At 31.8% G+C, this 14,940-nt stretch carries 11 protein-coding genes and 2 rRNA genes (1 of these 13 only partly in view); all 13 read right to left on the bottom strand.

All coding sequences use genetic code 11. The features are described 5' to 3' along the window. Positions 1-2 precede the first annotated feature (2 nt). Positions 3-1,541 (bottom strand): histidine kinase N-terminal 7TM domain-containing diguanylate cyclase, encoded by a 1,539-nt coding sequence (locus KEC93_RS09030; protein WP_039768397.1) that lies wholly within the window; start codon positions 1,539-1,541, stop codon positions 3-5. 258 nt (positions 1,542-1,799) lie between these two features. Beyond that, the gene (locus KEC93_RS09025) at positions 1,800-2,192 is read right to left on the bottom strand and encodes a zinc ribbon domain-containing protein (protein WP_077869900.1); all 393 of its coding nucleotides are present in this window, start codon (positions 2,190-2,192) and stop codon (positions 1,800-1,802) included. 165 nt (positions 2,193-2,357) lie between these two features. Next, positions 2,358-3,521, bottom strand: a complete 1,164-nt coding sequence (locus KEC93_RS09020) for an ABC transporter substrate-binding protein (RefSeq protein ID WP_077869901.1) — start codon at positions 3,519-3,521, stop codon at positions 2,358-2,360. A 281-nt stretch (positions 3,522-3,802) separates the two neighbouring features. After that, entirely contained in the window at positions 3,803-4,516 is a 714-nt protein-coding gene (locus tag KEC93_RS09015; RefSeq protein WP_077869904.1) for an ABC transporter ATP-binding protein, read from the bottom strand. After that, positions 4,509-5,279 carry an ABC transporter ATP-binding protein gene (locus tag KEC93_RS09010; RefSeq protein WP_017212967.1) on the bottom strand — a complete coding sequence of 257 codons (771 nt, stop codon included), beginning with the start codon at positions 5,277-5,279 and terminating at the stop codon, positions 4,509-4,511. Before KEC93_RS09010 ends, KEC93_RS09015 begins: the two co-directional genes overlap by 8 nt. Then, positions 5,279-6,337, bottom strand: a complete 1,059-nt coding sequence (locus KEC93_RS09005) for a branched-chain amino acid ABC transporter permease (RefSeq protein WP_011969088.1) — start codon at positions 6,335-6,337, stop codon at positions 5,279-5,281. Before KEC93_RS09005 ends, KEC93_RS09010 begins: the two co-directional genes overlap by 1 nt. A 2-nt stretch (positions 6,338-6,339) precedes the next feature. Further along, entirely contained in the window at positions 6,340-7,242 is a 903-nt protein-coding gene (locus KEC93_RS09000; protein WP_011969087.1) for a branched-chain amino acid ABC transporter permease, read from the bottom strand. Positions 7,243-7,256: 14 nt separating this feature from the next. Further along, positions 7,257-8,423, bottom strand: a complete 1,167-nt coding sequence (locus tag KEC93_RS08995; RefSeq protein WP_039768388.1) for an ABC transporter substrate-binding protein — start codon at positions 8,421-8,423, stop codon at positions 7,257-7,259. Between the two features lie 586 nt (positions 8,424-9,009). Next, on the bottom strand, positions 9,010-9,750 hold the full coding sequence (locus KEC93_RS08990; protein WP_011969085.1) for a tetratricopeptide repeat protein: 741 nt from the start codon (positions 9,748-9,750) through the stop codon (positions 9,010-9,012). Positions 9,751-10,347: 597 nt separating this feature from the next. Then, the gene (locus KEC93_RS08985) at positions 10,348-11,748 is read right to left on the bottom strand and encodes an MATE family efflux transporter (RefSeq protein WP_011969084.1); all 1,401 of its coding nucleotides are present in this window, start codon (positions 11,746-11,748) and stop codon (positions 10,348-10,350) included. A gap of 312 nt (positions 11,749-12,060) precedes the next feature. Beyond that, positions 12,061-12,759 (bottom strand): 2,3-diphosphoglycerate-dependent phosphoglycerate mutase, encoded by a 699-nt coding sequence (gene gpmA, locus KEC93_RS08980; RefSeq protein WP_077870052.1) that lies wholly within the window; start codon positions 12,757-12,759, stop codon positions 12,061-12,063. 315 nt (positions 12,760-13,074) lie between these two features. Then, a 5S ribosomal RNA gene (rrf, locus tag KEC93_RS08975) occupies positions 13,075-13,191 on the bottom strand. 251 nt (positions 13,192-13,442) lie between these two features. Then, a 23S ribosomal RNA gene (locus tag KEC93_RS08970) occupies positions 13,443-14,940 on the bottom strand (it continues 1,414 nt past the right edge of the window).

Genomic DNA, 14,940 nt, shown 5'->3' with positions numbered 1-14,940 from the left:
GTCTAACTATTCCCCATTTTTATAGAAACCCTATTTCTCCCTAAACTCTTCGCTTCATACAAAGCTTTATCTGCAAATTTAATCATATTTTCCAAATCTCGTTCTCTAACTGATGTAAATATCCCAAAAGAAGATGTTATCTTTATGCATTTATTGTCATGGAGTATTTCCAAATTTTCAATCCTTCTTCTTATTGTTTCACCAATCTCTAAAGCTTTTTCTGAATTAGCATTATCTAGTAGAATTAAAAATTCCTCTCCCCCATATCTTCCTATATAATATTTTTTTCCCAATAATTCTTTACAAATATTCATTACCTTTTTTAGAACAATATCACCTGTAGGATGCCCATAAGTATCATTAATAATTTTAAATTTATCTATATCCATCATTAATAGAGACATATGTTTCTTATCCGAACAAGCTTCAATTTTTTCTTTTGCAATTTTATAGAAATACTTTCTATTATATACCCCTGTCAAAACGTCAGTGATGCCATAGTACTCAAGTTTCTTAATCATTAAAACCTGTTCAGTATTATCACTCAAAACAATAACTTTACCCTTCCCTCTGTTATTATTAATTAGTGTAAGCTTTCCTTTAAAATAATAGAGTTTGTTCTTGATTTTAATTTCACAGTTGAAACTCGTTTCTTTTTCTTCATATATATATTTGATAATTTCCTGATACTCTTTAAACTCTGTGCATACGTCTTGTCCTATTGCTAGCTTTGATTTTATATTAAAAATTTTCTCTGCTATATTATTCATATCTATTATTTTGTTTTCTTGGTCTAATACTAATATTGCTTCAGAAATATTGTCAAAAACAACATGTCTAGCAATAGTAGCTGTTTCAAAGATATTTGATTTAAACAAAGCGTATGTATATATCAAACAAAATACTCCCATAAAAATTGGAACTATATCTATTCTTATAGACGTAATCCTTGACATGTATATCCAATATCCAATCCAAGGAATAAATGATGTAAGCATGATTTTAAAGCTTCTCTTTTTATATAAACTGTTTTCTTTTCTATAAAAAATTAAATACAGGCTATTCCCTACTATGAAGCATACATTTACAAAAATTACGCATATAACATATACAATGCCTGGTTTAAGATTTGCAATATATAGATTATCTGCAATGTCAACTGTGTAACTTTTATAAAAAAGATGATGATAGTCATTAGTAATATTTAATGCCACTAATACCATAGGCAACGAAAATAGCAACATATAGAGCTTTTTAGTAATATACCTACTTTTATTAGTATATTCTAGGGCCATGATGACCCAAAAAGCCGGAATGGATGCTATTCCTATATACTCTATTCCAGTAAACAATTTCATAAAGGTTAAATTAGGACATATTAACTCAAAAGAATAAAATAAACTATATATAAAAACACATAAAATAACACCTAAAAGACCGTTTAAATGTATTCTTCTTTTTTTATAAAATAAAAATATGCATAATTGCGCCGAAACAAATGCCGTTAAAAACATTGCAAGAAATATTATATAATTAAACATCTAATATCCTCTTTCATAATCACTAATTCTTTAATAAATTATTATCCTAAAGCCAACTTTAACTTTTGGAATCAGAAACCTATTCTATCATTATATATTATAAAACCCACGTTATTCCATTTCAATAACTATTACAATATATTTCTGTAATTAAAGATTTCTTTATCAATTTTTACTCGAATCAACGTGATTTTGTGAAACTTTTAATTAACGAAAAAAAATCAAGTAGCTACAACAGCTACTTGATTTTTTTTAAATTCAAAATTTAATCCTATTCCCACAATGAGGACAAAATTGAAAACTTGGGTCAACTTCCATACCACAGTTCCTGCATATACCACTATTATAATTATCTCTATAATTACTGCTTTCTAGCTCATCAAGATCCCAATAAGTTATATTCACAGGTTCGTTATTCTCAATGGCTTTTCCTTTGTCTACTGAAATACTAAAGTTAGCTCCACATCCATCACATATTATATAATATTTTATATTCCACCTAAAAAGCGGAATAAAGAAAAAATGAAAATAATTAAAATTTTTTATCAGCTTTCCACGAAAAACTTTATTACATTTTTTACAGTTTAAATTGTCTAAAATCTTTATTTCTTTATTTTTATTTTCAATGCCAAATATACCTATAAAAAACATACAACCATTTACCTCTATCTATAAATATTATTATCATATATATCTGTAAATACTAAGTATACATTTAGAATCCTTATAAATCAAGTTATACAATTAGGGCCACAATATTGGAACTTAATTGTAACATACATTATCCATTTTATTAAAGTATTCACATTTTTAATTCTATTCAGGCTTTATTGTATCTAGATAAGTAAACTTGCCATCTTTAACTATCTTCAAAACAGCTTCTTTTACTGCATTATTGTTTTCATCAATTGTTATTACTCCTGCTGCACCAGGAAAATCTTTTGTTTTTGCTATTTCATCTCTAATTTTAACTGGATCTGCAGAATTAGCTCTCTTAATCGCATCTAAAATTACTAGATATGCATCATACCCTAATGCTGTAGCTGCTGCTGGCTCCTTATTATATTGTTTTCTATATTCATCAAGAAAAATTTTAGATTCTTCAGTTATAGGTGTCTCAGTTGCAAAAAATGTTGAAAATACAGTTCCTTCAACATCCTCTTTACCTATATCTAAAAATTCCGGTGTCTCCCAGGTATCAGCTCCAATTATTGGTGCTGTAATTCCAAGTTGCCTTGCCTGCTTTATTATCATTGCTCCTTCAGTAAAATTCCCTGGAGCAAATATTACATCAGGATTGCTTCCTTTAATATTTGTAAGCTGTGCTGAGAAATCCTGATCTCCTGTGTTATAATTTGCTTTTGCTACAACAGCATTATTATCCTCAGTTAGCTTTTTAAATTCATCAGTAAAGAATTTGCAGATTCCAACTGAGTAATCACTTGAGACCTCTTGAAGAATTGCTACCTTTTTAGCCTTTAACTTATTAGCTGCGTATTTTGCCATAACAGTTCCTTGAAAAGGATCAATAAAGCAAACTCTAAAGTAATAATCATTTCCTGCGGTTACTAAAGGGTTTGTACAAGTTACCCCTACAGCTGGAACCTTAGCTTCCTGTACTATATCACCTGCTGCCATAGAAAAACCACTTCCATAGCTTCCTATAATAGCATTAACATGCTCCTGCTCAATAAGGTTTGCAGCTGCATTAGCTGCTTCAACTTTATCAGATTTATTATCTGCAAAAACCAGTTCAACTTTTTTACCAAGAACAGTTGGATAAATCTTGTTTGCAAGTTTTGCACCTTCTGTTTCTAATTGTCCACCTGCTGCATTTGCACCTGTCATTGGTTCAAACACACCTATTTTTATTACATCACTATCCTCATTGGCTTTTGTGCCTGATTTTGAATTACAACCTCCTAAAGTAAAAGAAGTCATCATAGCTATAACCAAAAGCAATGAAATTTTTCTTTTCATATATATATCCCCCTAATATCTAAGTATTAATTTAATCTTATTGACGTACAAAATAAGAGCAACAAAATAGTAACTCAAAAAATTCTAATATCCCAGCATTTATTTCTTATAATATACATCTCTTAGTTCAATTAAAATTATCTTTTTCTAAAAACTTATATTTTAATTTAATGTATTGTAATAATAAAGGCAAAATAAATTCCTTAAATAAAAAAATAACAAGTCAGTATTTTTCTATTTTCTGACTTGCTATTTCTCCTCTAAATACGAAAATTCTCATATTACAAAGCTTCACCAAGATAAGCTTTTTTAATTTCATCATTAGAAAGTAATTCTTGCCCTGAGCCACTTAGTGTTATTCTTCCAGTTTCCATAATATAGCCAATATCAGCTATTTTTAAAGCTGCATTTGCATTTTGCTCAATTAGTAGAACTGTCATGCCTTCTTCATTAATTTTCTTTATAATTCCAAATAATTCTTTTACGATTATTGGTGCAAGTCCTAAAGAAGGCTCATCCATCATTATTAACTTTGGTCTTGACATAAGTGCTCTTCCTATTGCAAGCATTTGTTGCTCACCTCCTGAAAGAGTTCCCGATAATTGCCAAGTTCTCTCCTTAAGTCTTGGAAAAAGTGAATATACCTTTTCCAAGTCTTCTTGAATACCTGATTTATCCTTTCTTGTATAAGCGCCTATTTTTAAATTTTCCAGTACTGTAAGATCTGAAAAAACTTTTCTTCCTTCTGGAACTAATGCTATTCCTTTTTTCACCATAAGTTCTGTATTAAGCTTAGTTAAATCAGTTCCATCATCCAAATTCATAGTTCCACTCTTTGGTTTAACTAGACCTACTATAGATTTTAATGTAGTACTTTTTCCTGCTCCGTTAGCACCAACTAAAGTTACGATCTTCCCCTCTGGTACCTCTAAGCTTATTCCTTTTAACGCTTCAATTCCACCATAGGCGACTACTAAATTATCAATTTTAATCATCTTCAGCTACCCCCAAATATGCATCTATAACCTTTTTATCGTTTTGTATTTCAGAAGGTGTACCTTCAGCTATAGTAATTCCATATTCAAAAACCTGTATTCTATCTGATAATCCCATAACCATATTCATATGATGCTCTATCATAAATATAGTTAAATCAAATTTATCCTTAATTTCTCTAACAAAATCTGTAAGTTCATCAGTTTCTGTGGGATTCATTCCTGCTGCTGGTTCATCAAGAAGAAGAAGCTTCGGATTAGTAGCAAGCGCTCTTGCTATTTCAAGTTTTCTCTGCATACCGTATGGAAGAGAACTTGCTTTCTCATTTTTTAACTTTTCAAGACCTACTTCTTTTAAAAGCTCTAAAGATTTCTCAACCATTTCTTTTTCTTCTCTTTTATATCTAGGAAGCTTTAACATCGCTTCAATGCAGTTTGACTTAATATGAACATGATTTCCTATTAAAACATTGTCAAGTACACTCAAATCTTTAAAAAGTCTTATGTTTTGAAATGTTCTTGCTATACCAGTTTGAGTTATTTTATCTTGTCTCATTCCAGTAATATTAGTATCATTAAAGATTATTTTTCCTCTTGTAGGAGTATACACATTAGTGATCATATTAAAGGCTGTAGTTTTACCAGCCCCATTAGGTCCAATTAAGGAAATTATTTCTCCTTGATTAATTTGAAGGTTAAAGTCTTTTACAGCCGTAAGTCCTCCAAACTGCATAGTCGCATTTTGTACGTTTAATAGTGCCATTACTTGTCCCCTCCTTCTTCTAGAGGTTTGTTATTAGAATATTTAAATATTGATTTCCACGAAAATTCTTTTGTGCCCATTATTCCATGTCTAAAGAATAATACTATTATCATAAGCAAAATTGAGAAAATAACCATTCTAAGTCCTGGTATCCCTGAAAAACTAAAGATTCCTAAATCAAATTGCTTTTCCATATCCAAAAATCTTAAAGCTTCTCCAAGTATTGTTACGATGAAAGCTGATATAACTGTTCCTGTAACGCTTCCCATTCCTCCAATAACTATTATAAGGAGTATATTGAACGTAAGGCTGAACTTAAACATATTAGGATCAATTGTTCCCATTAAGTTCCCAAGTAATCCACCTCCAACTCCGGCAAAAAAAGCACCAATAGCGAATCCTATTACTTTGTGTTTGAATAAACTTATCCCCATACTTTCAGCTGCAATCTCATCTTCTCTAATTGATTTTAGAGCTCTTCCATATGAACTATTTATAAGCGACAGCAATATTATTATTGTCACAATTGCTACTCCAAAGCTCCAATATAGGTTTGTCATATGAGGAATACCACGAAGACCCAAAGCTCCATTGGTTAGACCTTGTATATTAGTAATAACTATTCTTATAATTTCTGCAAATCCTAAAGTAACAATAGCCAAATAGTCACCCTTAAGCCTTAAAGCCGGAGCACCTATTAAAACTGCTATAAATGCGGATAAAAGACCAGCTATTAACAATGCTACAATAAACGGTACCGATATATGATTAAAAGGCGCCATTAATGGTTCCATAAAGAAATTTTGATTTTTAACTTTTTCACTCATTGTAAGCAATGCAGTTGTATAAGCACCTACCGCTACAAAGCCTGCATGTCCTAATGAAAACAATCCTGTAAATCCATTTATTAGATTTAAGCTTAATCCAAGAACTGTATATATTGCACATAAATTTAAAATTCTAATTTTATAAGAGTCTAAGCTATTATTTGCAACAAATAAGAGTAAAAATACAATTGCAATAAGAGCTATATTTAAAAATTTATTTTTATTGTTCATTTTTACACCTTCTCTGTTAAATTTTTTCCCATTATTCCTGTAGGCTTAAATAGCAATATTACGATTAATAGTATAAATGCTAAAGCATCCCTATACCCTGTAAGTCCAGGGAAAAATCCAATTAACATAATTTCAGCTAGTCCAAGTATAAAACCACCAATAACTGCTCCCTTAATATCTCCTATACCACCAATTACAGCGGCTATAAAACATTTAAGACCTGGCATCATTCCCATAAGTGCAACTATTTGTGGATATTTCACACACCACATCATAGAACCTACTGCAGCTAATCCCGATCCAATAGCGAAAGTAAATGATATTGTCTTATTTACATTTATCCCCATAAGTCTTGCAGTTTCAACATCTTTTGAAGCTGCTCTCATTGCCATACCAATATTCGTATTATTAACTAAGTGTAATAAAACAAATAGTATTACTATTGTAACAACTGGAATTATAAAAGTAAGTCTTTGAATTGAAATTCCACCTATAACTATTACATCTGTAAATAGCTTCACATCTGGAAATGCTTTAGGTCTTCCTCCAAATAAAACAACCGCTAAATTTTCAAGTAAGAAGGATACACCAATAGCTGAAATCAAAGCTGAAATCTTAGGTGCATTTCTTAACGGTCTATAAGCAGTGAATTCAATTCCCATTCCAAGGAATGCTGTTATAACCACTGCGATTATAAAAGCAAAGTACCAAGGTAGTCCAAATGTTGCAACTCCGAAAAATCCGAAATATGCAGCCATCATAAATATATCTCCATGCGCAAAATTTATAAGTTTTAATATTCCATAGACCATAGTATATCCTATGGCTATAAGTGCGTATAAACTTCCTAGTGAGATACCATTTGCTAAATTTTGCATAAATGTGCTTAAATTCATTAAAGTCATATTTTCACCCCTAATTAATTTTCTTCAGGTTTTATTGTATCAAGATAAGTAAATTTACCATCTTTAACTATCTTTAAAACTGCATCTTTTACTGCATTGTTATTTTGATCTATAGTTATTACTCCTGCAGCACCAGGAAAATTCTTGGTTTTTGCAATTTCATCTCTAATCTTTACTGGATCTATCGAATTAGCTCTCTTAATTGCATCTAAAATTACTAGATATGCATCATATGATAAAGCTGAAACCGCTGCTGGTTCTTTATTATATTCTTTTCTATATTCATCAAGAAAGACTTTTGATTCGTTAGTTATAGGAGTCTCACTTGCAAAAAAAGTAGAAAATACTGTTCCATCAACATCTTCTTTACCTATATCTAAAAATTCTGGAGTTTCCCAAGTATCTCCTCCAATTATTGGAGTAGTTATTCCAAGCTGTCTTGCTTGTTTTATTATCATAGCTCCTTCTGTAAAATTACCTGGAGCAAAAATCACATCTGGATTACTGCTCTTTATATTTGTTAGTTGAGCTGTAAAATCCTGATCACCTGTATTATAGTTAGCTTTAGCTATAATTGCATCTTTATCTCCTGTAATCTTTATAAATTCATCAGTAAAGAACTTACAAATTCCAACTGAGTAATCACTTGAAACCTCTTGAAGTAAAGCTACTTTTTTAGCTTGCAATTTATTTGCTGCATATTTTGCCATAACAGTTCCTTGAAAAGGATCTATAAAACAAACTCTAAAGTAATAATCATTACCAGCTGTTACAAGAGGATTTGTAGCTGAGGCTGCAACTGCTGGAACCTTGGCATCTTGTACAACATCTCCTGCCGCCATAGAATTTCCACTTCCCCAGCTTCCTATAATTGCATTAACTTGTTCCTGCTCCACAAGATTAGATGCTGCACTAGCCGCTTCAACTTTGTCTGATTTATTATCTGCAAAAACCAGTTCAACTTTTTTACCATTAACTGTTGGATAGAGCTTGTTCGCAAGTTTTACGCCTTCTACTTCTAGCTGTCCCCCAGCTGCGTTAGCACCAGTCATTGGCTCAAATACACCAATTTTTATAACATCGCTGTCTATATTTGCTTTAGTATTTGATTTTGAACATCCCGCCAGCGTAAATGTAGTTGTCATAGCCAGCGCCAAAATCAAAGAAATTTTTTTCTTCATAAAATAAGCCCCCTAGTATTAGTTTTATTTTCTCAAGGTGTACTCTGCAAAAAAATAATAATTTGATAATAAGATTTACAAAAAACATAGAAAATAATTAACCAGCTATTCATTGTTTAAATATTACTATTCTTTTTAATATTTCTATTGAAATTGTTTATATAAAGTAATCCTTAAAGTATAAATTTATTAATTTATTAATTTATTCCGACGATTATTAACAAATTATATATTATCCTATATCCGCCCATCTGTCAACCCACGAAAGACATTTGTATTCTCTACAAATATAAATATTAGAACTATATTATCAAAAAACGTTCGTTATGTAGAAATGTTATGATAGTTTTTACAAGTTAATTTATAAATTTATATATATCAGTTATGTATTTCCTAGTCTCTATCTCTTTTAATTAATTCTAGAAAGATATTTTCACTTTACTTTTCAGAATATGCTTAATTGATTTATATACAGTATTTTAACGTTGTTTACCTTTGGCTTATTAAACCTTATAAAAATACAAAAAAGCTTAATGTTACTAAAATATAACATTAAGCTTTTTTATCTATACAATTTTCTTATAGACTAAAATCCTGCTGGCTCTGATTTAGCACCAGCTTCATGCATTTCTTTGATTGCTTCTACATACATGCTTTTATCTTCTACAATCTTAGCAGCTTGCTCATAGCAATATAATGCTTTATTTAAATCTTCAAGATGATAATAACATGCAGCTAATCTATTGATTAAATCAGGATTTTTCCTGTTTATTTTTAGTGCCATTTTATAATATCTTACCGCACTTTTATAGTTCATACTATATTTATCTCTCTCATTAAATTCTACTATATTTTCTTTACTTAAATATATATTTCCTATACACTCATAAGTTGCACAGATTAATAATTTATGATCTTCCTTTTCATTTTTTGAGATGTTCTTTTCGCCTTTTCTAAGATGATCTAATGCATTTTCTATGTTTCCTAATTCTGCATACGAAAGTCCCATATATATGTGGGTTAATGAATCATCAGAGTCTTTACAATATACATTAAATGCTTCAATCGCATCTTCATTTTTCCCTAACTTTCTACATACTAGACCTTTTATAAAATATGAATAATAATTTTCTTTATTAAATTCAGCTGCTTTTTCTGTGAAATATAATGCCTTATCTAGCTTTCCTTTTTTAAAATCTCCCATTGCAAGATCATTTAAAACTAGTGATAATTGCTTTTCACTTGTTATAGTTCCACCTTTAACATTTATCCTATTCTCTTCTAAAAAACTTTTTATTTTGTCTTGTATATTTTGATTATCTTCCATTTTGTTCCTCACTTTTTATCTTTATTTTAATAACAAATGCCAAAAATGTTAATATTAATTCTAGCATTTTTATTTTCATATATATTTATATATTATTTTTCATTTTATTACAATAAATACTTTATTAAATTTTTAATTTATATCCACTTTATAAAAATGTATGTTTATCTTAATATAATTATCAAAATATATTAAGTATTTTTAATTCATTGTAACTAAAGTCCTCCACTTTCCCCCATAATTATTACGATTATATCCTTATGCCACTTTATCACTGATTCTCCATCCATAATCTCACTCCCGATCTTCTAATTATATCATTTATATAAAACTCATTTTATATTCTCAGTATATATATTACAAATTTTATATATTCAGTATTTTACATTCAAATATTTGTAAAATTCTTTCAACAATATTATATAAATTCAATATTCAATTTCAAATTACTCTATTAGATGTATCGATTTAAACACAATTAAAATAATCAAAAAATGTAATAAGGAATGAACTAAGATTATTGGTGTTAAATAATCCTATTTCATTCCTTATCACATAAATCATACGACAATACAAAGTTACTATATAAACTAACTTTTACTTACTTATATAATTGCATGCATCTATATCTGATTCATACAAACAGCTTTTCTTTTTTGAGTATTCTATATCTATTCTCCTGATGCTAATATAGTATGCACTTATAAGTGGAATACATGCTCCAAGCCATGCTAATGGATTAGCCATACACACGCCTAAAAAACCTAACGGTCGTGATAATATAATTGCAGCGAACGTCCTCATCAACAATTCCATAATTCCTGCTACTGTTGGAATAAAACTTTGCCCTAATCCTTGAAGCGTATATCTATATATAAACAGTAGTGAAAGTAAAAAATAATTTAATCCGTTTGAAGTTAAATATATTTGTGACAACCTAATAACTTCTTTTTGATCATATCCAACAAAAATTCCTGTAAGAAAATAACCTGCAAAAGTATTTATAAGGCCCACTATAATACTAAATGCTACTGATATAAAAACGCATTTCTTTACGCCTTCTTTAATTCTATCAATTTTTTCCGCACCAAAATTTTGTGCTGTGTATGTGGCCATTGTTATACCAAATGACATCATCGGTTGAGTAGCGAGAGTATCTATTTTCTGAGCGGCAGTATATGCAGCTACAGAAGTAGCCCCAAGGCTATTTAATGCAAATTGTAATATAATAGCACCAATTGCTATTATAGATGCCTGAAATCCCATTGGTAGAGAAATTTTAATGTGTTCTAAAAAAGTTTCTTTGGATAACTTTAAGTCACTCTTCTTTAACTTAAGTATGGGCAAATTTCTCTTTATGTACCACATACACAATAACGCCGATACTCCCTGTGCTATAACAGTTGCACAAGCTGCTCCAGTTACTCCCATCTTGAATATTAATATAAATGCAAATTCTAAAATTATATTTAAAATACACGCTACCACTAAGTATATTAATGGCGTTTTGCTATCTCCCAAGGCTCTAATAATATTTGAAAAAAAATTAAAAAACATCGATGCTATTATTCCAATAAATATTACTACTACAAAATTATATGCATCATCAATAATTTCTACAGGTGTATTCATTAGTTCTAATATAGGTCTAGCTAGAATCGTACTTATAGTTGTAAGAATTATAGTTATTATCATGCTAATAACTATGCCTGTGAAGTAACTTTTCTTAACCCCTTCCTTATCATCTGCACCAAATTTTTGCGCAGTAATGATTGAAAGTCCCGATGTTAAACCTTGAGCAAACCCTAAAATTAAAAACATTATGCTTCCTGTACATCCTACCGCTGCTAAAGCATTTACGCCTATTGTACGGCCAACAATAAATGTATCTGCTATATTGTAAAATTGTTGAAATATATTTCCTATTAATAAAGGAATAGTAAACAGCAATATCAATTTTGCCGGATTTCCTTTTGTTAAATTTCTAGTTATTATCATTTAATGTCTCCCCCTTAAAGATATTAGTAAAAATTAATTTATATTAGTCAAACATTTAATACGATATCACAAAAATATCCTATTTCAATTCTGAACTCCACAACTATGTAATTATACGCTTTATATTAATAGAAATATATAAACAAAAAATACAAAATTTTATATTTAATTTGAATAAAATCACAAAAACAGTAAATCTATATAATTTAAAATTTTAAAAGATTTACTGTTTTTGCAATAAATTATATTTCTTTGTTATAATTATTGTAATTTTTTCTTAAATTCAGATTTTACACCAACTTATCCTATCACTTATTCCTTATCTGATAGGTAATAATGAGTAATTGGCTTTAACTTTTCATCCAATTCATATACTAAAGGTATTCCTGTTGGAATATTCAAATTAGCTACATTATCAGCTGGAATGTCGTCTAAATATTTAACTAAAGCTCTTAATGTATTTCCATGAGCAGATATTATCACTCTTTTACCTTCTTTCAAATCTTCAGCTATATTTCCTCTCCATTCCTCTAACACACGTCTTTCAGTATCAGCAAGGTTTTCTGTTAAAGGTATTTGTTCTTCATTTAAATCCTTGTACTTATATTCATTCCCAGGGTATCTGGTATCCTCTTTAGTCAATTCTGGAGGTTTTACATTTACAAATCTTCTCCATTTATGAACTTGCTCTCCTCCATATTTTTTAGCAGTTTCTGCTTTATTTAATCCTTGTAAAGCTCCATAATGTCTCTCGTTTAGTCTCCATGATTTAAAAACAGGAATCCATGCCAAATCCATCTCATATAATATTATCCATAATGTTCTTATCGCTCTTTTTAGAACTGATGTATAAGCTACATCAAATACAAAACCATTTTTCTTAAGTATTTTTCCTGCTCTTCTTGCTTCCTTTAATCCATTCTCTGACAAATCCACATCTGTCCATCCCGTAAATCTATTTTCTAAGTTCCAAAGACTTTCTCCATGCCTTACTAGTACTAATTTAATCATAATCTCACCTTCTAAAGTAATTTATCACAATCACAATTTAATGATAATTAGAAAATTCTTAAACAGTCTCAGATAATGAAATCTAAATATAAAAAATTGTGCATAGAAATAAATTTCAATATATATGCTTATCTCTATTAATACCAGTATAGTCGTGTCCCAAAAATTAGTTACACGTTGTATAAGTAGTTATTGCAAATCCTTAAATCTGAATTTTTATATTTAAGGATTCTTTAATTATTATTTTAAATCAAAAAACTTTATAATAAAAAATATGCTCAGATGATAAGTTATCATCTGAGCATATTTTTTATTACCTCGCAATGTCCTACTCTGCCACACAGTCTCCCATGCAGTACCATCGGCGCTATAGACCTTAACTTTCCTGTTCGGAATGGGAAGGAGTGTTACCTCTATGCCATCATCACGAGATTAAGTGAGTTCCCAAATCTATAATTTGGTTTAACGAACTTATGCAAATCGCTTTTGGGATTTGTATTCCTTATTTGTGTAAATTAGCACTCAGCAAACGAATATGAGTCGAGTTTCCTTTGAAAAAAGACTCTTAATTTACGCTTATACTACATTTACATAAATCTACTACTGTAATTATTCCTTTGAAAAAACCTTGCTCTTTCAAAATTGCACATAGTTTCTTTAATATATATTACAACTTGATTATATTGGTCAAGCCCTCGACCTATTAGTATCAGTCAGCTAAATATGTTACCATACTTACACCTCTGACCTATCAACCTTGTAGTCTTCAAGGGGTCTTACTAGCTTATGCTATGGGAAATCTCATCTTGAGGTGGGCTTCACACTTAGATGCTTTCAGCGTTTATCCCTTCCCGACTTAGCTACCCAGCTATGCTTCTGGCGAAACAACTGGTACACCATAGGTCAGTCCATCCCGGTCCTCTCGTACTAAGGACAGCTCCTCTCAAATTTCCTACGCCCGCGACGGATAGGGACCGAACTGTCTCACGACGTTCTGAACCCAGCTCGCGTGCCGCTTTAATGGGCGAACAGCCCAACCCTTGGGACCTACTTCAGCCCTGGGATGCGACGAGCCGACATCGAGGTGCCAAACCTCCCCGTCGATGTGAACTCTTGGGGGAGATCAGCCTGTTATCCCCGAGGTAGCTTTTATCCGTTGAGCGATGGCCCTCCCACGAGGTACCACCGGATCACTAAGCCCGACTTTCGTCCCTGCTCCACTTGTAGGTGTCGCAGTCAGGCTCCCTTCTGCCTTTACACTCTTCGAACGATTTCCGACCGTTCTGAGGGAACCTTTGGGCGCCTCCGTTACATTTTAGGAGGCGACCGCCCCAGTCAAACTGCCCACCTAACAATGTCCTGTCACCAGTTTCATGGCATCCAGTTAGAACTTCAATACTATCAGGGTGGTATCCCAACAACGACTCCACCAAGGCTGACGCCCTAGTTTCCCAGTCTCCCACCTATCCTGTACAGACAATACCGAAATTCAATGCTAAGCTACAGTAAAGCTCTACGGGGTCTTTCCGTCCAATCGCGGGTAGCGAGCATCTTCACTCGCACTACAACTTCGCCGGATTTGCAGTTGAGACAGTGCACAAGTCATTACGCCATTCGTGCGGGTCAGAACTTACCTGACAAGGAATTTCGCTACCTTAGGACCGTTATAGTTACGGCCGCCGTTTACTGGGGCTTAAGTTCACACCTTCGCGATATTTCACTAAGTGTTCCCCTTAACCTTCCAGCACCGGGCAGGCGTCAGCCCCTATACATCAGCTTTCGCTTTAGCAGAGACCTGTGTTTTTGTTAAACAGTTGCTTGTGCCTATTCTCTGCGGCCTGATTTCTCAGGCACCCCTTCTCCCGAAGTTACGGGGTCAATTTGCCTAGTTCCTTAACTGCAATTCTTCCGTCGGCCTTAGGATTCTCTCCTCATCTACCTGTGTCGGTTTGCGGTACGGGCACTACTTCTCTTTCTAGATGCTTTTCTTGGAAGCATGGAATCAGATACTTCGGTTCCGTAGAACCTTCCCCATCACGCCTCAGAATTGTTGGAACGGATTTGCCAATCCCAACTCCCTAAACGCTTAGACTAGCATCCAATAGCTAGCACATCCTATCCTTCTCCGTCACACCATCGATAATAACGATTGTAGTGGTATTGGAATATCAACCAATTGTC

Source organism: Clostridium beijerinckii, from assembly GCF_018223745.1.
In the GTDB taxonomy this organism is placed as follows: domain Bacteria; phylum Bacillota; class Clostridia; order Clostridiales; family Clostridiaceae; genus Clostridium; species Clostridium beijerinckii.
This window is presented reverse-complemented; position numbering and strand designations above follow the sequence as displayed.